Annotated in this window: 20 protein-coding genes; 12 read left to right on the top strand and 8 right to left on the bottom strand. The window is 71.3% G+C overall.

Annotated features, from left to right (window positions below):
* The first annotated feature begins 114 nt into the window (after positions 1-114).
* The gene (locus OHU89_RS14420) at positions 115-1,749 is read left to right on the top strand and encodes a cytochrome bc complex cytochrome b subunit (protein ID WP_405642937.1); all 1,635 of its coding nucleotides are present in this window, start codon (positions 115-117) and stop codon (positions 1,747-1,749) included.
* Here the strand turns inward: OHU89_RS14420 and OHU89_RS14415 are convergent.
* Positions 1,727-2,728, bottom strand: coding sequence for an acyl-CoA dehydrogenase family protein (locus tag OHU89_RS14415; protein WP_405642936.1), 1,002 nt, complete (start codon positions 2,726-2,728; stop codon positions 1,727-1,729). The two genes, OHU89_RS14420 and OHU89_RS14415, sit on opposite strands and share 23 nt — an antisense overlap.
* Positions 2,728-3,867: an acyl-CoA dehydrogenase family protein gene (locus OHU89_RS14410; RefSeq protein ID WP_405642934.1), complete on the bottom strand. Its 1,140-nt coding sequence runs from the start codon at positions 3,865-3,867 to the stop codon at positions 2,728-2,730. The genes OHU89_RS14415 and OHU89_RS14410 overlap by 1 nt, the downstream gene beginning before the upstream one ends.
* Positions 3,868-3,926: 59 nt before the next feature.
* Here OHU89_RS14410 and OHU89_RS14405 point away from each other — a divergent pair, with 59 nt between their 5' ends.
* Genes OHU89_RS14405 through OHU89_RS14395 form a run of 3 tightly spaced genes read left to right on the top strand, consistent with a single transcriptional unit; the run spans position 3,927 to position 6,545 of the window.
* Positions 3,927-4,712: an SDR family oxidoreductase gene (locus tag OHU89_RS14405; protein WP_405642932.1), complete on the top strand. Its 786-nt coding sequence runs from the start codon at positions 3,927-3,929 to the stop codon at positions 4,710-4,712.
* 25 nt (positions 4,713-4,737) lie between these two features.
* Positions 4,738-5,352 (top strand): TetR/AcrR family transcriptional regulator, encoded by a 615-nt coding sequence (locus tag OHU89_RS14400; RefSeq protein ID WP_046262769.1) that lies wholly within the window; start codon positions 4,738-4,740, stop codon positions 5,350-5,352.
* A 35-nt stretch (positions 5,353-5,387) separates the two neighbouring features.
* On the top strand, positions 5,388-6,545 hold the full coding sequence (locus OHU89_RS14395; RefSeq protein ID WP_405642930.1) for an acetyl-CoA C-acetyltransferase: 1,158 nt from the start codon (positions 5,388-5,390) through the stop codon (positions 6,543-6,545).
* An 85-nt stretch (positions 6,546-6,630) separates the two neighbouring features.
* Here the strand turns inward: OHU89_RS14395 and OHU89_RS14390 are convergent, their stop codons facing one another.
* The 4 genes from OHU89_RS14390 to OHU89_RS14375 are packed head-to-tail and all read right to left on the bottom strand — an operon-like array spanning position 6,631 to position 10,009.
* Positions 6,631-7,719, bottom strand: coding sequence for an NAD(P)H-dependent flavin oxidoreductase (locus tag OHU89_RS14390; RefSeq protein WP_405642928.1), 1,089 nt, complete (start codon positions 7,717-7,719; stop codon positions 6,631-6,633).
* The gene (locus OHU89_RS14385) at positions 7,719-8,435 is read right to left on the bottom strand and encodes a CoA-transferase subunit beta (RefSeq protein ID WP_405654495.1); all 717 of its coding nucleotides are present in this window, start codon (positions 8,433-8,435) and stop codon (positions 7,719-7,721) included. The genes OHU89_RS14390 and OHU89_RS14385 overlap by 1 nt, the downstream gene beginning before the upstream one ends.
* An 11-nt stretch (positions 8,436-8,446) precedes the next feature.
* Positions 8,447-9,250 carry a CoA transferase subunit A gene (locus OHU89_RS14380; RefSeq protein ID WP_405642926.1) on the bottom strand — a complete coding sequence of 268 codons (804 nt, stop codon included), beginning with the start codon at positions 9,248-9,250 and terminating at the stop codon, positions 8,447-8,449.
* Positions 9,251-10,009, bottom strand: coding sequence for an enoyl-CoA hydratase family protein (locus tag OHU89_RS14375; protein ID WP_405642924.1), 759 nt, complete (start codon positions 10,007-10,009; stop codon positions 9,251-9,253).
* A 54-nt stretch (positions 10,010-10,063) separates the two neighbouring features.
* Between OHU89_RS14375 and OHU89_RS14370 the strand changes: the two genes are divergently transcribed.
* A complete protein-coding gene (locus OHU89_RS14370; protein WP_405642922.1) occupies positions 10,064-10,804 on the top strand; it encodes an SDR family oxidoreductase in 741 nt (246 codons plus the stop codon).
* A 1-nt stretch (position 10,805) separates the two neighbouring features.
* Positions 10,806-11,711 (top strand): SDR family oxidoreductase, encoded by a 906-nt coding sequence (locus tag OHU89_RS14365; RefSeq protein ID WP_405642921.1) that lies wholly within the window; start codon positions 10,806-10,808, stop codon positions 11,709-11,711.
* Positions 11,712-11,806: 95 nt separating this feature from the next.
* Here the strand turns inward: OHU89_RS14365 and OHU89_RS14360 are convergent, their stop codons facing one another.
* Positions 11,807-12,688, bottom strand: coding sequence for a hypothetical protein (locus OHU89_RS14360; protein WP_405642919.1), 882 nt, complete (start codon positions 12,686-12,688; stop codon positions 11,807-11,809).
* A 95-nt stretch (positions 12,689-12,783) separates the two neighbouring features.
* On the opposite strand from OHU89_RS14360, the gene OHU89_RS14355 reads away from it, so the two are divergent.
* Entirely contained in the window at positions 12,784-13,218 is a 435-nt protein-coding gene (locus tag OHU89_RS14355; protein ID WP_405642917.1) for a GNAT family N-acetyltransferase, read from the top strand.
* Here OHU89_RS14355 and OHU89_RS14350 read toward each other — a convergent pair.
* A complete protein-coding gene (locus OHU89_RS14350; RefSeq protein WP_405642915.1) occupies positions 13,205-14,938 on the bottom strand; it encodes a glycoside hydrolase family 35 protein in 1,734 nt (577 codons plus the stop codon). The genes OHU89_RS14355 and OHU89_RS14350 overlap by 14 nt on opposite strands.
* An 83-nt stretch (positions 14,939-15,021) precedes the next feature.
* On the opposite strand from OHU89_RS14350, the gene OHU89_RS14345 reads away from it, so the two are divergent.
* The 5 genes from OHU89_RS14345 to OHU89_RS14325 all read left to right on the top strand — a co-directional run bounded on the left by OHU89_RS14345 (position 15,022) and on the right by OHU89_RS14325 (position 20,646).
* Positions 15,022-15,912 carry a helix-turn-helix domain-containing protein gene (locus OHU89_RS14345; RefSeq protein WP_405654492.1) on the top strand — a complete coding sequence of 297 codons (891 nt, stop codon included), beginning with the start codon at positions 15,022-15,024 and terminating at the stop codon, positions 15,910-15,912.
* A 205-nt stretch (positions 15,913-16,117) separates the two neighbouring features.
* Complete coding sequence (locus OHU89_RS14340) at positions 16,118-16,468, top strand: chorismate mutase (RefSeq protein ID WP_405642913.1); 351 nt, start codon at positions 16,118-16,120, stop codon at positions 16,466-16,468.
* Positions 16,469-16,608: 140 nt separating this feature from the next.
* Complete coding sequence (locus OHU89_RS14335) at positions 16,609-17,160, top strand: two-component system response regulator (protein WP_405642911.1); 552 nt, start codon at positions 16,609-16,611, stop codon at positions 17,158-17,160.
* A 56-nt stretch (positions 17,161-17,216) separates the two neighbouring features.
* The gene (gene pepN / locus OHU89_RS14330) at positions 17,217-19,721 is read left to right on the top strand and encodes an aminopeptidase N (RefSeq protein ID WP_405642909.1); all 2,505 of its coding nucleotides are present in this window, start codon (positions 17,217-17,219) and stop codon (positions 19,719-19,721) included.
* A gap of 106 nt (positions 19,722-19,827) precedes the next feature.
* Positions 19,828-20,646: an NmrA family NAD(P)-binding protein gene (locus OHU89_RS14325; protein WP_405642907.1), complete on the top strand. Its 819-nt coding sequence runs from the start codon at positions 19,828-19,830 to the stop codon at positions 20,644-20,646.
* Positions 20,647-20,700 lie beyond the last annotated feature (54 nt).

Here is a 20,700-nt window from a genome sequence, read left to right as displayed (position 1 = left end):
GGCCGCCGGCCGGGGCGAGTTCGCGGGAGTCCCTCGCGGGGCTGCGCTCGCCGTTGGCTTAGCCGCGTCGTCGTGTCACTCTGAAAGGTGATCCGACGAGAGAGGCGACGGCCTATGGACGGCGCGCGATCGGTGGACGAGGCGCGGGGACGGGCCCCCGCGAAGGGCGAGAAGATCGCCGACTGGGCGGACGGGCGGCTCGGCCTGTACGGGCTGGCCAAGGCCAATATGCGCAAGGTCTTTCCCGACCACTGGTCCTTCATGCTCGGCGAGATCTGCCTCTACAGCTTCCTCGTCATCATCCTCACCGGCATCTATCTCACCCTGTTCTTCGAGCCCAGCGGCGTCGAGGTCGTCTACCACGGCTCGTACGAGCCCCTCAACGGCATCGTGATGACCCGGGCGTTCGAGTCCACGCTCGACATCAGCTTCGATGTGCGCGGCGGGCTGCTGATCCGGCAGATCCACCACTGGGCGGCACTGGTCTTCGTCCCCGGGATGCTCGTGCACATGATGCGGGTGTTCTTCACCGGAGCGTTCCGCAAGCCGCGCGAGCTCAACTGGGTGTTCGGCTGGACCCTGTTGATGCTCGGCATCCTCACCGGACTGACCGGCTACTCCCTCCCCGACGACCTGCTGTCCGGCACCGGCATCCGCTTCGCGCAGGGCGCGATCCTGTCGGTCCCGATCATCGGGACGTATCTCTCCTTCTTCCTGTTCGGCGGGGAGTTCCCGGGCCACGACATCATCCCGAGACTGTTCCCGATCCATGTCCTGCTGCTGCCCGGGATCATGCTGGGCCTGGTGGTCGCGCATCTGATCCTGGTCTTCTACCACAAGCACACGCAGTACCCGGGGGCCGGCCGTGACGAGAGGACGGTCGTGGGGATGCCGTTCCTGCCGGTGTACACGGCCAAGGCGGGCGGCTTCTTCTTCCTCGTCTTCGGGGTGCTGGCGCTCATGGGCGGTCTCGCCCAGATCAACCCCGTGTGGGCGTTCGGCCCCTACCGTCCCGACCTGGTCACCACCGGCGCCCAGCCCGACTGGTATCTCGGCTTCTCCGAAGGCCTGATCCGGGTGATGCCGGGATGGGAGATCAACGCCTGGGGTCACTCCCTGGTGCTGGGTGTCTTCATCCCCTTCTCGCTCTTCCCGCTGATCCTGCTCGCCATCGGCGTCTATCCCTTCGTCGAGGCGTGGATCACCGGCGACAAACGCGAGCACCACATCCTGGACCGGCCGCGCAACGTCCCCGTGCGCACCGGCCTTGGCGTGGCCTGGCTGAGCCTGTACGTCGTCCTGCTGATCGGCGGTGGCAACGACATCGTGGCCACGCATCTGCATCTGTCCATCAACGCGATCACCTGGTTCGTGCGGATCTCCGTCTTCGTCGTGCCGGTACTCGCGTTCATCGTGACGAAGCGGGTCTGTCTGGGGCTTCAGCGCCGGGACCGGGACAAGGTGCTGCACGGCCGGGAGTCGGGCGTCATCAAACGGCTGCCGCACGGGGAGTACGTCGAGATCCACGAACCCCTCGCGCAGGACCAGCTGCACACCCTCACCCAGCACGAGCAGAACCCGCCGTACGAGATCGGACCGCTCGTCGACGCGAACGGTGTGCGGCGGCCGGTCACGGTCTCCCAGCGGGTGCGGGCGCGGCTGGCGTATGTGATGTTCGGGCCCGAGACGCGGATTCCCAAGCCGACGGTGGAGGAGTACCGGCAGATCAGCAGCGGCGACCACCACTGAGGAGGACGGCGGCCCGGCACTCGTCCGGGCTGCCCCAGGCGGTCCGCAGGGCGCGGGCCTTGGTCAGCCACAGCGACAGGTCGTACTCCGCCGTGTACCCGATCGCGCCGTGCAGTTGGAGCGCGGTACGGGCGGTGGTGTACGCCGCCTCGCACGCGGTGACCTTCGCGGCGGCGACGTCCTCCGGGGCCAGGGTCAGGGCGGCGCCCAGGAGCAGGGGACGGGCGAACTCCAGGGCGATCTCGGCGTCGGCGAGTCGATGCTTCACGGCCTGGAACGAGCCTATGGGGGTGCCGAACTGGGTGCGCTGTCTGACGTAGGAGACGGTCTTGCCGAGAAGTGCGAGGCCGACGCCGAGGGCCTGGGCGGCGGTGGTGAGGCGGGCCAGCAGCAGGGCGGGGGCGAGGGACGCCGGGTCGGTGGCGAGGAGCTCACCGTGGTGGGGGGTGGCCGGGAAGAGGCGGCGGGCGGGGTCGAGGGAGGGGAGCGGGGGGCCGGGTGGGGGTGCGAGGCGGAGTTCGGTGGGGGTGACCGCGGCGGGACCGCTGACGGACGCGGAGACCGTCAGCCGTACGTCGGCCATGTCCGCGTCCAGTGCGTACGGCCCCGTGGTCAGGGTCGCCGCCGATTCGCCCGAGGCCAGTGCGGGCAGCAGGCGTTTCGCCGGGCCCTGGTCGTCCAGGCCCGCCAGCAGGGTCGCCGCCGCGACCGTCTCCACCAGCGGGCCGGGCACCGCGTGCCGGCCCAACTCGACGAAGGCCAGCGTGAGTTCGACGGGTCGGGGACCCAGACCCTCGTATGCCTCCGGAACCGCCAGCGCGAAGACCCCCGCCTCCGCGACACGCGCCCACAGCGCGCGTCCCTTCACATGGTCGCCCCGGCTCCAGTCCCGTATCACCGCCGGGGTGTCCGCGGCGGTCAGCATCGCGTCCAGCGAGGCGCTGAAGGCATGCTGCTCGGCGTCCATGAGGAACCTCATCACCGGCGTCCCTTCGGCAGGCCGAGCAGGCGCTCGGCGATGATGTCGCGCTGGATCTCGTTGGTGCCCGCGTAGATGGGGCCGGCGAGGGAGAAGACGTAGCGCTCGGACCAGTCGGTGTCCGCCAGTTCGCCCTCGGGGCCGAGGAGATCCAGGGCCGTCTCCGTCAGCGCGATGTCGTACTCCGACCAGAAGACCTTGTTGAGGCTGGACTCCGGGCCCAGTGATTCGCCGTCCAGGACGCGGGAGGCCGCCGCGAAGGTGAAGAGCCGGTAGGCGCGGGCTCCGATCAACGCGTCCGCCACCCGGTCGCCGGTCTGTGCCGGGCTGCCCTGGGATTCCCAGAGGCGGTGCAGACGGTCCGCGGCGGCCAGAAAGCGGCCGGGGGAGCGGAGCTTCAGCCCCCGTTCGTTGCCCGCCGTCGACATCGCGATCCGCCATCCCTGCCCCGGTTCCCCGATCACGTCCTCGTCCGGCACGAACACCTCGTCGAGGAAGAGTTCCGCGAAGGCCGGCTTGCCGTCCAGGCGGGCTATCGGGCGGACCGTGACGCCCGGAGCACGCAGATCGAACATCAGGTACGTCAGGCCCTGGTGAGGCTTCGGGGCGTCCGGGTCGCTGCGGAACAGGCCGAACGCGCGGTCCGCGAAGGCCGCCCGCGACGACCACGTCTTCTGCCCGCTCAAGCGCCAGCCGCCCTCCGTACGGACCGCCTTCGAGCGCAGGGACGCCAGGTCCGATCCGGCCTCCGGCTCCGACCACGCTTGCGCCCAGACCACCTCGCCACCGGCCATCGACGGCAGCACCCGCGCGCGTTGCTCCTGCGTGCCGTGGTCGAAGAGGGTCGGTGCGAGCAGGCTGACGCCGTTCTGGTTGACGCGTCCGGGGGCGCCCGCCGCGTAGTACTCCTCCTCGAACAGCAGCCAGCGGACCAGCCCCGCGTCCCGGCCGCCGTACGCCGTCGGCCAGTCGACCACCGACCAGCGGTCCGCGGCCAGTTCGGCCTCCCACGCGCGGTGCGCCGCGAAGCCCTCCGCCGTCTCCAGGGAGGGCAGCGGCTCGGACGGCACATGGGCGGTCAGCCACGCGCGGGCCTCGGCCCGGAAGGCCTCCTCTTCCTGCGTGAAGGCGAGGTCCATCGGCAACAGCCCTTCGACGGCGCTTCCCTAACAAGTGTTTGGTAGGTTAGCGTGGTCCTATGACAGGCGTCGAGACTCCGGCGTACGAGCCAGGGCACGCACTGCTGAGCGGGCGCACCGCCGTCATCACCGCGGCGGCCGGCGCCGGCATCGGCGGCGCCACCGCACGGCGGTTCCTGGAGGAGGGTGCGCGGGTGCTGATCAGCGACGCGCACACGCGGCGGCTCAAGGAGTCGGAGGCCGAGCTCGGGCGGGACTTCCCGGGCGCGGTGACGGCCCTGCCGTGCGATGTCACCGACGAGTCCCAGGTGCGAGCCCTGTTCGACACCGCCGTGGCGGTACACGGACGGCTGGACGTCGTCGTCAACAACGCAGGGCTCGGCGGGACCGCACCTCTCGTCGACATGTCCGACGACCAGTGGTCCCGCGTCCTGGACGTCACGCTGACCGGCACCTTCCGCTGCACCCGGGCCGCGCTGCGGCTGATGCGCGACTCCGGCACCGGCGTCATCGTCAACAACGCCTCCGTCATCGGCTGGCGAGCCCAGGCGGGGCAGGCGCACTACGCCGCCGCGAAGGCGGGCGTGATGGCGCTGACCCGGTGCGCGGCCCTGGAGGCGGCCGAGTTCGGGGTGCGCGTCAACGCGGTGGCGCCGAGCCTCGCCATGCATCCGCACCTCGCGAAGGTGACCACGCCGGAGCTGTTGGAGGAGCTCACCGCGCGGGAGGCGTTCGGGCGGTACGCCGAACCCTGGGAGGTGGCCAACGTGATCGTGTTCCTGGCGTCCGGCTACTCCTCGTACATGACGGGCGAAGTCGTCGCCGTCAGCAGCCAGCACGCCTGACGAGCGGAGCGTCCAGAATGATGTCGTGCCGACCAAGAAGAAGCCGCAGGTGACCCCCGCCGCGCCCGCCCGTCGCCGGGAACTCCTCGACACCGCCGCCGAGGTCTTCGCCGAGCAGGGCTACAACGCCACCACCGTCCGCAAGATCGCGGACCACGCGGGCATGCTCGCGGGCAGCCTCTACTACCACTTCGACTCCAAGGAATCGATGCTCGAGGAGATCCTGCGGACCTTCCTCGACGAGCTCTGGGACGGCTACGACACCGTCCTGGCCGCCGAACTCGGGCCCCGCGAGACGCTGGAGGCCCTGGTCACCGAGTCGTTCCGGGAGATCGACCGGCACCGCGCCGCCGTCGCGATCTACCAGAAGGAGAGCCGGCAGCTGGTCGCGCAGGAGCGGTTCGGGTTCCTCGCCGAGTCGCAGCGCAAGTTCGAGAAGGCGTGGCTGTCCACGCTGGAGCGCGGGGTCGCGGCCGAGGTGTTCCGGGCCGACCTCGACGTCCGGCTCACCTACCGGTTCGTCCGCGACACCGTCTGGGTCGCCGCGTCCTGGTACCGGCCCGGCGGACAGCACAGCCCGGAGGAGATCGCCCGGCAGTACCTGTCGATGGTGCTGGACGGGATCGCCGTACGTACGTAACTCATTGAGGATTCCGAGGAGTCTGGGGAGTTGGCATGGCCGAGGCCTACATCGTCGAAGCGGTCCGGACGCCTGTCGGGCGGCGCAAGGGAGGGCTCAGCGGGGTCCATCCCGCCGACCTGGGCGCGCATGTCCTGAAGGAACTGGTGGCGCGGGCCGGGGTGGACCCGGGGGCCGTCGAGGACGTCGTCTTCGGCTGTCTGGACACGGTGGGGCCGCAGGCCGGGGACATAGCGCGGACCTGCTGGCTGGCGGCCGGGCTGCCCGAGGAGGTGCCGGGCGTGACCGTGGACCGGCAGTGCGGATCCTCCCAGCAGGCGGTGCACTTCGCGGCGCAGGGCGTGCTGTCGGGGACACAGGATCTGGTGGTCGCGGGCGGGGTGCAGAACATGTCCCTGATCCCCATCGCCTTCGCCACCCGGCAGGCCGCCGAGCCGCTCGGGCTCACCCAGGGTCCCTTCGCGGGCAGTGAGGGCTGGCAGGCGCGGTACGGGGGCAAGCCGGTGAACCAGTTCGTCGGCGCCGAGATGATCGCCTCGAAGTGGGGGATCAGCCGCCAGGACCAGGAGGAGTTCGCGCTGCGCTCGCACCAGCGGGCGGTGCGGGCGATCGACGAGGGGCGATTCGAGCGGGAGACCGTCGCCTACGGGGACGTATCCGTCGACGAGGGCCCGCGCCGGGACACCTCGCTGGAGAAGATGGCCGGGCTGAAGCCGGTCGTCGAGGGCGGCACGATCACCGCCGCGTGCTCCTCGCAGGTCTCGGACGGGGCGGCGGCCATGCTGCTGGCCTCGGAGCGGGCGGTACGCGAACACGGGCTGACGCCACGCGCCCGCGTGCACCACCTCTCGGTGCGCGGCGAGGACCCGATCCGCATGCTGTCGGCACCGATACCCGCCACCGCCCACGCCCTGAAGAAGACCGGCCTCTCCATCCACGACATCGACCTCGTCGAGATCAACGAGGCCTTCGCTCCGGTCGTCCTGGCCTGGCTGAAGGAGACCGGCGCCGACCCGGAGAGGGTCAACGCCAACGGCGGAGCCATCGCCCTCGGCCATCCCCTGGGCGCGACGGGCGTCAAGCTGATGACCACCCTGCTGCACGAACTGGAGCGCACGGGCGGCCGGTTCGGCCTGCAGACGATGTGCGAGGGCGGGGGCCAGGCGAACGTGACGATCATCGAGCGGCTCTGAGCGGTTGAGGTGCGGGACCGCGCCCCGTAAGGGGCGCGGGGAACTGCGCGATCCACCACGGACGACCGGCACTCGCCGAACAGCATCAGCCTCCCGAGCTGCTGGGCGCCCGGCGCGCCTCGCGCACCCCGCCCGCCGACAGCGCCCCCACGACTTCCGCGGCCTCCGCCATCACCCGGTCCACCAGCTCCGCACACGACGGCAGGTCGTCGATCACCCCGGCGACCTGCCCGGAGGCCATCACTCCGAGATCCGTACGGCCGTCCACCATCGCCGACCTGAGCAGCATCGGCGTGTTCGCGGCGAGGAGGACCTGGCTCCAGGTGAGGTCCTTGCCGTGCTTCAGGGAGAGGCCGTCGCGGATCATCTGTCGCCAGGTGAGTCCGGACAGGCGGCGGAAACCGGTCGCGTGGCGGACCGCCCGCACAAGGACCTTCGCGCGGCCGGAGTTCTCCAACCCGGTCACCAGGTCCGTGCGCAGCATCCGGTGCGGCAGGCCGTCGACCGCCCGCGTCACCATCACGTCCTTCACCGTCGCCGCCAGATATCGCGCCTTCACCGCGTCCGGCACCGTCGAGTCCGACGTGAGCAGGAACCGGGTGCCCATCGCGACGCCCGCCGCCCCGTACGCCAGCGCCGCGACCAGCCCCCGCCCGTCGAAGAACCCTCCGGCCGCCACGACCGGGATGTCCACCGCGTCCACCACCTGCGGCAGCAGCACGGTCGTCGCCACCTCGCCGGTGTGACCGCCGCCCTCCCCGCCCTGCACGATCACCGCGTCCGCCCCCCACGCCGCCACCTTCTCGGCATGCCGGCGGGCACCGACGGACGGGACGACGACCACCCCCGCCTCCTTGAGCTCGGCGATCAGCTCCGCGGAGGGCGCGAGGGCGAAGGAGGCGACCCGCACCCCCTCGTCGATCATCAGCCGCACCCGGTCGCCCGCGTCCGCCGCGTCGGCACGGAGGTTGACCCCGAAGGGCTCGTCCGTACGGGACTTGACCTCGCGGATCGCCGCTCGCAGCTGATCGAGGGTCATCGTCGCCGAGGCCAGGATGCCCAGCGCGCCCGCGTTCGCCGTGGCCGACACCAGGCGGGGGCCCGCCACCCAGCCCATCCCGGTCTGCACGATCGGATGGCGGACCCCGACCAGCCGGGTGAGTGCCGTGTCCATCAGACGGCGACCTCCCGGGCGCGGATGCCGGCCGGGTCGAGCACCTCGCGGATCAACTCCAGCTCGTCCACGGTCGGTTCACGCGTGTACGGCACCTCGTCCGGGATGTTCAGGGCGAACCCCGTGGCCTCCGCCACCTGCTCGAGGCTCACCCCGGGATGCAGCGAGGCCAGCCGCATCGAGTGGTCCGGCGTCGCGAAGTCGAAGACGCCGAGGTCGGAGACGACGCGCGGGATGCGATGGAAGCGGGCGCCGGCAGCACGGTCGTAGCCCACCCCGCACACCAGGTCGACCTTCTCGACGAAGACCCGCCGCGAGTGCCGGGGCACCCAGTAACTCGTCGGGTTGTTGAGGGTGTTGACCGGCGCCCCCCGCACCCCGAGCAACTGCCGCTTCGGCTGCGCCCAGTCGCCGATGCAGGAGATGTTCTGGTTGCCGTACCGGTCGATCTGGCTCGCGCCCATCATCACGTGCCGCCGCCCGCCCGTGACCAGGGTCAGATGCTGCCGGTACGGCAGCCAGCCCTCGACGGTGCCGTCCGGGCGGACCAGCATCGCCTCGCCGTCCGTCAGCAGCAGATCCGGGGCGAAGGTGAGCCGCGCGAGACGGGCGCCGACGGACGGGATCAGACCCATGGGGCTCGCCAGGATCTCACCGCCGTCCCGCCAGGCCTCGGCACAGGCGATCACGCAGTACTCGGCGCGGGTGGGCGGCACAAGCGAGGCGTTCACGATCCCTCCTTCAGGTACCGTGCCGCGAACTCCGGCCAGGGCGTGGTCGCATAAGCCTTCTGCCAGGCCTCGTCCCGCCCGTAGTCCGGCGCGCAGGACGTGAAGTGCGCCCCGTTCGGGGCCTCGACGACTCCGGTCACCACATGCCGCTTGACCAGCAGCGACTGCGGCGGAGCCTCCTTCGTCAACTCGGCTGTGTCGACGACCCGTTCGCACGAGACGTACGCGGTGTCCGCCGCCTCGCAGAAGAGGTCGTCGAAGTACGGGTCCGGGCCCAGACACTGCCCGTTGCCCAGCCGGTCGGCGCGGTTGACGTGGACCAGGGCCGCGTCCAGACGCAGGGCGGGCATGGCCACGAACGTCTCGCCGTCGTCGTACGGCGAAGTCACCGTCCGCAGCCCGGGGTTGACCCGCATCACGTCCGAGCCGACGCCCGCCCGCACCGGCAGGAAGGGCATGCGGTTCGCCGCCGCGTGCAGCCCCCACATGAACATCGCCTCGTCGATCTCCATCAGCTCGAAGGCGCCGCGCTCGCGGGCCGCGCGGTAGTGCGGTTCGAGGGGGATCGAGTCGAGGGTGACGAAGGCAGCCACCAGCTTGCGGATCCGTCCGGCCGCGGCGAGCATGCCGACGTCCGGGCCACCGTACGAGACGATCGTCAGGTCGGTGACATCCGACCGGAGCAGCGCCCTGACCAGGGCCATCGGTTTGCGGCGCGAGCCCCAGCCGCCGATGCCGAGGGTCATGCCGCTGTGCAGCCGGGCCACGGCCTCGTCCGCGGTCATGGTCTTGTCGCTCACCTATCGGCCCTCCTTCCCGAACCTGTCACGGATGCGGTCGGCCACCCCGGCGGTGCTCGCCTCGAAGGTGAAGCCCTGCTCGAAGCGGTAGCTGCGGTGCACGTCGACCGGGTCGATACCGTTGATCGCGGCCTTGGCGAGCCGGAGCAGTTCCCCGTCCTTGGAGGCGATCTCACGCGCCAACTCCAGGGCCGCCTCGAGGAGTTCGGCGCGCGGCACCACCCGCCACACCGAACCGTGCGCGTGCAGCTCCGCCGCGGTCGCCGTGCGGGAGGTGAAGTACAGGGCACGCATGAGGTGTTGGGGGACCAGCCGGGCCAGATGCGTGGCCGCGCCCAACGCGCCCCGGTCCAGCTCGGGCAGCCCGAAGGTGGCGTCCTCGCTCGCCACGATCGCGTCCGCGTTGCCGACGAGGCCGACACCGCCGCCCAGGCAGTAGCCCTGCACGGCCGCCACCACCGGGACCTCGCAGTCGTACACCGCCGAAAAGGCCTCATAGCAGCCGCGGTTGGCGCCGACGAGAGCCGAAGGGCCCTGTGCCTGGATCTCCTTGATGTCCACGCCCGCGTTGAACCCCCGGCCCTCGGCGGCCAGCACCACGCACCGCACCTGCGGATCGCGGCCCGCTCCGCGCACCGCGTCGGCGAGCGCGAACCAGCCGTCCACCGGCAGGGCGTTCACCGGGGGGAAGTCGACCGTGACGACGGCGATGCCGTCTTTTCCGTGCCCCGTTTCCGGGGACGAGGTGGAGACACCCATGGAAGCATCAGCTACCTTTCCACCAAACGTTTGTTAGGTGAAGGGTAGCGGCGAATGGAGCTGAAGGGGAGGGTCGCGGTCGTCACGGGCGGCACGAGGGGAGTCGGTGCCGGGATCGCGCAGGCGTTCGTGAGCGCGGGAGCGGACGTCGTGGTGTGCGCGCGACGGCCACCCGAAGTGCCGCTGGAGGGCGCCGAGTTCGTGTCCGTGGATGTGCGGGACCCGGACGCGGTACGCGCCTTCTTCGCCGCGTTGCCCCGTCTCGACGTCCTCGTCAACAACGCGGGCGGCGGGCCGTTCCGGCTGCTGGCGGACGCGGACGCCGAGCGGCACACACGGGTGGTCGAGCTGAACCTGCTCGCCCCGCTCACGGCCTCCCTCGCGGCGTACGAGCACCTGAAACGGTCGAAGGGCTCGGTCGTCATGATCGGCAGCGTCAGCGGCAGCCGCCCCTCGCCGGGATCGGCGGCGTACGGGGCGGCGAAGGCCGGGCTGGAGAACCTCGCCCGGTCGATGGCGGTGGAGTGGGCGCCGGACGTACGGGTGAACACGCTGGTCGTCGGCATGGTGCGCACCGAGCTGGCCCACCTCCACTACGGCGACGAGGACGGCATCGACGCCGTCTCCCGCACCGTCCCGCTCGGCCGGCTGGCCGAGCCCGCGGAGATCGGCGCCGCGGCCGTCTTCCTCGCCTCGGACGCCGCCGCGTACATCACCGGGGCGTCGCTGCTGGTGCACGGGGGCGGGGAACGACCGCTTTTCCTGGACGCGGCAACTGCCAACAAGGAGACCTGAGATGAGCGGAATCTGCGACGGCCGGGTCGTCGTCGTCACCGGGGCCGGCCGCGGACTCGGCCGGGCGCACGCGCTCGCCTTCGCCGCCGAGGGGGCCCATGTCGTCGTCAACGACCTCGGCGTCGGCCTCGACGGGGCGCCCGACGCGGACAGCCCGGCCGCACAGGTGGTCGCGGAGATCCGTGCGGCGGGCGGCGAGGCCGTCGCCCACGGCGGCGACATCGCGACGACCCCAGGGGCGAGCTCCCTGATCACCGCCGCGCTGGAGACGTACGGCCGCCTCGACACCCTCGTCAACAACGCCGGGTTCCTGCGCGACCGGATGCTGGTCAACCTCGACGAGGACGACTGGGACGCGGTGATGCGCGTCCACCTCAAGGGCCACTTCCTGCCGCTCAAGCACGCCGCCGCGCACTGGCGGGCGGAGGCGAAGGCGGGACGAACGCCGGTCGCCCGGATCGTCAACACCAGTAGCGGGGCCGGGTTGTTGGGCTCGGTCGGGCAGGGCAACTACAGCGCGGCGAAGGCGGGGATCGTGGGCCTGACACTCGTCGCCTCGGCGGAACTCGCACGCTACGGCGTCCAGGTCAACGCGATCGCCCCGGCGGCACGGACACGGATGACGGAGCACACCTTCGCCGACACCATGGCGGCACCGGGCGAGGGCTTCGACGCGATGGCCCCGGAGAACGTCTCCCCGCTGGTGGTGTGGCTGGGGTCGGCGGCGAGTGAGGGGGTGAGCGGCCGGGTCTTCGAGGTGGAGGCCGGCCGGATCACGGTGATGGAGGGCTGGAGGCCGGGACCGAGCACGGACAAGGGGGAGAGGTGGACCCCGGCGGAGGCGGGGGAGACGACACGGAAGCTGCTTGACCAGGCGGAAATGCCGGGACAGGTCTACGGAGCGTAAGTGGACCCACTCAGGGGCGCGGGGCTGTATCGATTTACGGCTCCGCCGCGTGGGCGCGACCAGCCCCCACCGACCCGCAGACGACGACACACCTCCTACGTGTCACACTCCAGCACGGTCCTGCACAACCCACACCGCGCCCGAACCCGCCCCCGCACCGGCACCCTGATCTTCTGATGACAGGTAGGACAGGGAAAGGACACCCGCAACCCACCGGCACCCCCGTCAGGAGTGAACGCATACGACGCACCGGACTGCGGAACATGAGCCCGCCGGTCACGCGCGTACCGCCGCCGCCCAGCCCAGCCGGCAGCGGTGAGCGGAGGCTGCTGCTCGTCCTGCCGCGCCTTCGCCATCCCCTTCACATACGCCGTGTAGGCCTGCGCACTGGTGAACCACACCGACGGATCCTCACCGAACACCAGCGACCGCTTCGCCAGCACGTACCCGAACTCCTCCGGCGTCAGATACCCCAGCTTCTGCGAGGACGCCGCGTCCTCCCGGTACGCGTCCAGCAGCAGCCACCCCGCACCGAGATACGTCGTCGCCGTGTCCGTGAGGATCTCGTTCTCCCTCAGACCCGGGAACGACAGATCGAGCCGGTGCAGATAGACATGCATCACCTCGTGCGCCAGCGCCGCCCCGATGTCCCGGCGATGGGTACGGAAACGGTCGTTCAACTCCACGAAGTACTCGGGCCCCGCGGCCAGTTCGACGTTCGCCGCATGCGTCATCTCCCGGAAGCCGACGATCATCCGGGCGTCGGGGAGCCGGTAGTGCCGCACCAGCTCACGGGCCACCCGCTGCGTCCCCAGATGGAGATCGTCCGTGTCGCAGAACGCCATGTCGGCGGGGGCCACGCTGGTCGAGAACGTCTGGACGGTGTCGTACGACAGCCGTTTCCAGAGCGCGGTGATCGAGGCCCGCACCGTCTCCAGGTGCGGGTAGCCGTGCTCGACCGGTCCGTCGTTCGCCACGCCGGTACCCCCAAGACGCCCTGAACCCGACTCCACTCTACGAGGGTGCGGGCGGATTTTCCCCGGCCGACGACCGCCCTGGCATACTCCCGGCCGTGACCATCGAACCCGGGACCTCCCTGCAGGTAGGCGACAAGGACGAGGCCCTGGAGCAGCGCCTCGACGACGAGCTCACCGCCTTCAACGCCGAGGCGACCGGCGCCGGCACCCCGGCACCCCTCACCGTCCGTGCCACCGACGCCGGCGGAGAGCTGGCCGGCGGGCTCACCGCGTGGATCTGGGGCTCCTGCTGCGCCGTCGACATGCTGTGGGTGCGCGCGGACCAGCGCCACGCCGGCTGGGGGACCCGGCTCATGGGCGCCGCCGAGGAGGAGGCCGTGCGCCGCGGCTGCACCGAGATGATCGTGTCCTCCTTCACCTTCCAGGCCCCCGGCTTCTACAAGGGCCTCGGCTTCCGCGAGACCGGCCGCACGGAGGGCATCCCCGGCGGCCACCAGGACGTGCACCTGCACAAGGTCATCGGCGCTTGAGAAGCGGCGCCCGGGACGCCTTCTCCCACTCCAGCACCCATACGTCGTTCAGGCCCTCCCGCAGCACAGGGCCGGGCACGTACAGCGCCCGCTGCGGGCCCGCGGACCAGTAGCGGCCCAGGTTGAAGCCGTTGACCCACACGAACCCCCGGGTCCAGCCCGGCAGTTCGAGCAGCGCGTCCCCCGCGCCCCGCACGGTGAGGGTGCCCCGGTGGAGACCCGGGGCTCCTTCTTCGGGAAGCGGCCGGAAAGCCATCCCGTCGACGTCCTCCAGCGCGTCCAGCCGCAGCCCACGCGCGCGTACCCCGTGCAGAAACTGCCGCTCGTGCAGCAGCCCCCCGGTGATCCCCTTCGCCTCCCCGGTCCGCGGCCCGTAGTTGACCCGCCCCAGGGACTCCACCCACAGCTCCACGCGCGCGTGCCCCGCCACGGGCTCCTTCAGCCGCTCGTCCTCCTCGGTGAGCACCCCGGCCCGCTCCCCGTCGACGTACACCACCGCCAGATCCCGCACCCCGCGCGCGATCAGCGGGTAGGGCTGCCGGGGCCCCGGGACGGTCACTGCGTAGCGCACCAGGCCCCGGTCCACGTCCAGTTCCTCGAAGGTCGGAGGGACGGGGGAGAGGGTCTCCGGGCCGCCGAGCGTCTCCAGCACGTCGCTCAGGGACGCCCAGCCGGTCAGCTCCACCTCGGCGGGAGAGCCCAACTGCGCCGGCTCCAACGGCAGTTCGGGAAGCGGGCCGTCCGCGTACTCGGCGAGGACTTCCCTGAAGCGCCAGAACTTGTCCGTGGGAAGGCCGAACTCGTCGATCGGCGCGTCATAGTCGTACGACGTCACATCCGGCTCCAGCACACCGTCGTGCAGATCGCCACCGCCCCGGTTCGCGCCCGCCCACCCCGCGAAGCTCGTCCCGCCGTGCGCCATGTAGAGGTTCACGGAGGCCCCGCACTCCAGGATCTCCCGCAGGGCCGCCGCCGCGTCCCCGGGATCCCGTACGACGTGCTCGGCGCCCCAGTGGTCGAACCAGCCGCACCAGAACTCCATGCACATCAGCGGCCCGGCGGCCCGGTGCCGGCGCAGGGTCTCGAAGGCCACGCGCGCGTGGGAGCCGAAGTTCACCGTGGCGAGGACACCGGGGAGCGAGCCGCCGGTCAGCATGTGGTCCTCGGGGCCGTCGGAGGTGAACAGCGGGACCGTGACGCCCGTCTCGCGCAGGAGGGAGGCCAGCCGGCGCAGATACTCCGCGTCCGAGCCGTAACTGCCGTACTCGTTCTCGACCTGCACCATGATCACCGGACCGCCGCGGTCGATCTGCCGGGCCACGACCTGGGGCAGCAGCCGGCGGAACCAGCGCTCGACATGCCCCAGGTACTCCGCGTCGCCGGTGCGCGGCCGCCCCGTCAGCCAGTGCGGCAGCCCGCCGTTCTCCCACTCGGCGCAGATGTACGGCCCCGGCCGCACGATCGCCCACAGCCCCGCCTCCCGCGCCGCGTCCAGGAAACGGCCGAGGGCCTCCACATCGTCGTAGGAACCCGGCCTCGGCTCGTGAAAGTTCCACGGGACGTACGTCTCCACGCAGTTCAGGCCCATCGCCCGCAGCATCGCCAGCCGGTGCCCCCACTGCGCCTCGTGCACCCGGAAGTAGTGCAGCGCACCGGACAGCAGCCGCACCGGCCGCCCGTCCAGCAGAAAGTCCTTTTCCCCCACCGTGAACTCGCTCATACGCCCCACCCTCACCTCTGGCGCAGGTCAGGGTCCATGGACAAAGATCGGCGCAGCTTGGACGGATGAAACGGGGCCTGCCGATGTACCACACCTGGATGCGGTTCCTCACGCCCGGCCCCGCCCACCACCGCCTCGGCCTCGTCTGCCTCGGCGTCGGCCTCCAGTACGGCGCCCTGCCCACCGTCGGCCCCCGCACCCTCGACCACCACGTCGCCGTCGTCATCAGCACCGGCGGCGGCTGGTACGAGGACGCCCGCGGCCGCCGTACGACCGTCACCGCGCCCGCCCTGCTGTGGCTCACCCCCGGCGTCCCCCACCACTACGCGCCCGACCCCGAAACCGGCTGGGACGAGGGCTTCGTCGACTTCACCGGGCCCGCCACCGCCACCTACACCGAACTCGGCTACATCGAACCCGGCCGGCCCGTCGTCCCCCTGACCGACGCCACCGGACCCCGCGCCGTCATCGGACGCATGGCCCGCGCCGCCCGCCGCGACAACCCCCTCCTGGAGGTCGAGACCGGCGCCGCCGTCCACGAACTCCTCGTCGCCCTGCGCCGCGCCCGCGCCGACCTCACCCCCGACGGCCACCAGGTCCTCAAGGCCCTCGCCCGCGACGCCTTCACCCCCATGTCCGTCGCCGACCACGCCGCCCGGCACGCCATGACCCTCGCCGAACTGCGCACCGCCGTGCGCCGCGGCGCCGGCTGCAGCCCCAAGGACTACCTGCTCGGCATCCGCCTGGGCCGCGCCAAGGAACTCCTCGCCGCCACCGAACTCCCCGTCGCCGCCGTCGCCCGCCGCGTCGGCTACGACGACCCCGCCTACTTCTCCCGCCTGTTCACCCGCCGCGTCGGCACCGCCCCCGTCCGCTTCCGCGCCCAGCAGGGCCGCGCCGTCCCCGGCGGCTGGAGCGACCAGGTACCCGACCCCGACGATCCACCCAGACTCCCCGGCACCGACGCCACCTAGGGGCCACGGCGGCCGCCTCCGGCCCCACCGAGGCGACTCCGGCGGATCCTTCGCGTGCTGAGCCCCGCGCCGAGGCGACCCGAGCCGACCCGACGACCGAGCCGGGCCGCTCCACGCGCCTTCGCGGGCGGCTCTCCGCAGGGACCGGGCCCGATCGCGGACACCTCGACGGCGTCCCCGCAGCCGCCACGTAGGGTGGTCGCCCATGACCACCAGCACCAACGGAACCGGTGACGTCGACCCCGCCGTGCGCGAGGAGCTCGCCCGGCTGCGCGACAGCATCGACAACATCGACGCCGCCGTCGTCCACATGCTCGCCGAACGCTTCAAGGCCACCCAGCAGGTCGGCCACCTCAAGGCCCAGCACCAACTGCCGCCCGCCGACCCGGCCCGCGAGGCCCGCCAGATCGAACGGCTGCGCACCCTCGCCGAGAACGCCAAGCTCGACCCGGCCTTTGCTGAGAAGTTCCTCAACTTCATCATCGCCGAAGTGATCCGCCACCACGAGCGGATCGCAGAGGATGCGGTCAACGGCACCTCGTCACAGGCGAGCTGACCTCGGCCGACGCCGAAAGGGCGTGACAGGCGGGCCCGCGAGAGGCATGCTGCGCTGTGCACTCCTTGTCAGCTGACGAGCACTCCCCGTCAGCTTTTCGGACATAAGCTGGTTGTCCCACGCGGGAGGGACGTCGGGCCATGCCGTCGGATGCCAAGATCCTCATCGTCGACGACCACGAGGACACGCTGTACGCCCTGGAGAGCGCCCTCGCCCCGCTGGGGTACCGGCTCAGCCGAGCCACCAGCGGCGACGAGGCCCTCAAGCAGGTACTCCGCGGGCAGGTCGGCCTGCTCCTCCTCGACGTCCGCATGCCCGGCGTCAGCGGCCTCGACGTCGTGCGCTACATGCGCCGCCTCGAACAGACCCAGCACATACCCGTCGTCCTGCTCACCGGCTTCGGCACCGACCACGAACTGACCTCCACCGCCTTCGGGCTCGGCGTCGCCGACCTGATCACAAAACCCATCGACCCCTGGATACTGCGCACCAAGGTCCGCTACCTCTACGACGACCACCGGCGCCAGCTCGTCCTCCAGGAGGAGATCCGCGAACTGCGCGCCCTCGTCAAGAACCACGGCGAGGCCCACGACCGCCCCTCACGCCCCGCCCTGCCCCACCCGGACACCAGGGTCCCGCTCCAGCGCGCAGAAGGGGCGCACCACAGCAGTCTCGAACAGGACCGGACATAGGCCGCGTACCGATCCGCCCCTGTGCCCGGCCAGTCCCATCAGGCAGCATGTCCTGCATGTCCGTACTGACGCGCGACGAAGCGCAGACCCGTGCCAAGCTCCTCGACGTCCACCGGTACACGATCGACCTCGATCTGACGACCGGCGACGACACCTTCGACTCCCGCACCGTCATCCGCTTCACCCTGCGCACGGACGGCGACACCTTCGTCGAGCTCAAGCCCGCACAGCTGCGCTCCGTCGCCCTCGACGGACAGCCCCTCGACCCGGAGGCCCTGGACGGCGATCGGCTGCCCCTGAAGAACCTCACCGCCGGCGAACACGAACTCCGCATCGACGCGAGCATGCGCTACTCCCGCACCGGCGAGGGCATGCACCGCTTCACCGACCCCACCGACGACGAGACCTACCTCTACACCCAGCTCTGCATGGACGACGCCCCCCGCGTCTTCGCCGCCTTCGACCAGCCCGACCTCAAGGCCGTCTTCGAGCTGACCGTGAAGGCCCCCGAGAACTGGACCGTCCTCGCCAACGGCATCACCGAACACCTCGGCGACGGCCACTGGCAGGCCGCCCCCACCCCGCAGATCTCCACCTACCTCGTCGCCGTCGCCGCCGGCCCCTACCACTCCGTCACCACCGAACACCGAGGCCTGCCCTTCGGCCTGCACTGCCGCCGCTCGCTCGCCCCCTACCTCGACGCGGACGCCGACGAACTGTTCGAGGTCACCAAGCAGTGCTACGACCGCTACCACGAGAAGTTCGAGGAGCCCTACCCCTTCGACTCCTACGACCAGGCGTTCGTCCCCGAGTTCAACGCCGGCGCCATGGAGAACCCCGGACTGGTCACCTTCCGCGACGAGTTCGTCTACCGCTCCGCCGTCACCGACACCGAACGCCAGACCCGCGCCATGGTCATCGCCCACGAGATGGCCCACATGTGGTTCGGCGACCTCGTCACCCTGCGCTGGTGGGACGACATCTGGCTCAACGAGTCCTTCGCCGAGTACATGGGCTACCAGACCTGCGCCGAAGCCACCCGCTTCGCCGACACCTGGACCGACTTCGGCGTCGCCCGCAAGGCCTGGGGCTACGAGGCCGACCAGCGCCCCTCCACCCACCCCGTCGCCCCCGACCCCGAGGTCGTGCCCGACACCGCCTCCGCCATGCTCAACTTCGACGGCATCTCCTACGCCAAGGGCGCCTCCGCGCTACGGCAACTGGTGGCCTGGCTCGGCGAGAAGGACTTCCTCGCCGGCATCAACACCCACTTCGCCCGCCACAAGTTCGCCAACGCCACCCTCGCCGACTTCATCGACTCCCTCGCGAGCAGCACCGAACGCGACGTCCACGCCTGGGCGGAGACCTGGCTGCGCACCACCGGCGTCGACACCCTCAAGCCCCAGGTCACCCCCGGCGACGAAGGCACCTACACCCTCCAGGTCGAGCAGACCGGCAGCCGCCCGCACCGCATCGCCGTCGGCCTCTACGACCGGACCCTGGCGGAAGGCGCGGCCGACACGGGCCGCCACCTCGTCCTGCGCGAACGCCTCGACCTCGACATCCCGCAGACCGCACCCCAGCCCATCGGCAAGCGCCCCGCCCTCCTGCTCCTCAACGACGGCGACCTCAGCTACGCCAAGGTCCGCTTCGACGCCGACTCCTTCGACACCGTCCGCGCCGCCCTGTCGGGCCTGCCCGACCCGCTCACCCGCGCCGTCGTCTGGAACGCCCTGCGCGACGCGGTCCGCGACGGCGAACTGGCGCCCACCGCCTACCTCGAGGCCGCCCGCACCCACCTCCCGCACGAGACCGACCTCGCCCTCGTCCAGGGCGTCCTCGCCTTCGCCTCCGTCCAGGTCGCCGGCCGCTACGTGAATTCCGAGGAGCGCCCCGCCGCCCTCGCCACCCTCACCTCCCTGTGCCGCGACCTCATCCGCCGCACCGAGGACGGCGACAACCCCGGCCTGCGCCTGATCGCCGTACGCCACTTCATCGACGTCGCCGCCCACCCCGACACCATCGCCGCCTGGCTCGCCGACGGCACCGTCCCCGGCGGCCCCGAACTCGACCCCGAACTGCGCTGGCGCGTCCTGGCCCGCCTCGCCGTACTCGACGCCACCGACGAGACCGCCATCGCCGCCGAACTCGACCGCGACCCGTCCGCCACCGGCCAGGAGGGCGCCACCCGCTGCCGCGCCGCCCTGCCCGACGCGGCCGCGAAGCGCACCGCGTGGGAGGCCATGTTCGCCCACGACGACCTGTCCAACTACCTGTTCACCGCCACCGCCCAGGGCTTCTGGCAGCCCGAACAGGCCGAACTCCTGCAGGAGTACGTCCCGCGCTACTTCGAGGACGCCGTCGCCCTCGCCGCCCGCCGCGGCCCCGCCATCGCCGACGCCGCCGGCCGCTACGCCTTCCCCGCCTACGCCGTCGACGCCGACACCCTTGGCCACGGCGAACGGTGCCTGCGCAACGCCGAGCCCATCCCGGCCCTGCGCCGCAAGCTCGCCGACCAACTCGACGACCTGGCACGCGCGCTGCGAGTGAGGGAGTCCTAGTACCTCAGGCGTAGGCCGCGGTTGCTCCCGGGAGACGACGCGGGAGGGTGATCGTCCGCCCTAGGCTACGGACAGTCAAGGACGATCAACTCTGGGAGACAGACCCGTGATCTTAGTAACCGGCGCCACCGGAAACGTCGGCCGTGCCCTCGTCGACCGCCTCGTCGCCGCAGGCCGACCCATACGCGCCCTCAGCCGCGACCCGCAGAAGGCCGCACTGCCCGACGGGGTGGAGGTCATGCGCCTCCACCCCGACAGGTCCGTCTTCGAAGGCGCCACCAAACTCTTCCTCTACGTCCAGGCCGCGAACGCCGAACTCCTCACGGCGGCCCGCGAAGCCGGCGTCCGGCACGTCGTGTTCCTGTCCGCCGGATACGTCAAAGCAGGCGCCGACGACAGCAACCCCCTCCAGGTCATGCACGCCAACGCCGAACGCGCCATCCGCGACAGCGGCCTGGAATGGACCTTCCTGCGCCCCCACGCCTTCGCCGTCAACGCCCTTTCATGGGCGGCGCAGATCCACGCCGGCGACACCGTCCGCGGCGTCTTCGCCGACGCGATGAGCGCACCCATCCACGAGGACGACATCGCCGCCGTCGCCGAACACGCCCTCCTCGACGTCGGCCACGAAGGCGCCACCCACATCCTCACCGGACCCGCAGCGACCAGCAACGCCGACCAGATCGCCGCGATCGGCCGGGCCCTCGGACGCGACCTGGAGTACGTCGAACTCCCGCCGGAGCAGGCCGCCACCGAACTGTTCTCCCACATGCCGCCACACCTCCTCCAGTTCCTGCTGAAGAGCTGGGCCGCCACCGTCGGCGTGACCCCGGAGATCACCGCCACCGTCGAGAAGATCACCGGAAGGCCGGCCCGCACCTTCGAGCAGTGGGCCCGGGACCACGCCGAGGACTTCCGGGGCTGACCCCCCCAACACGTTCTCCCCGCACGGAAGTACCCCCTTTCGGGTCTGAATCGT

Source organism: Streptomyces sp. NBC_00019 (genome assembly GCF_045041015.1).
In the GTDB taxonomy this organism is placed as follows: Bacteria; Actinomycetota; Actinomycetes; order Streptomycetales; family Streptomycetaceae; genus Streptomyces.
This window is presented reverse-complemented; position numbering and strand designations above follow the sequence as displayed.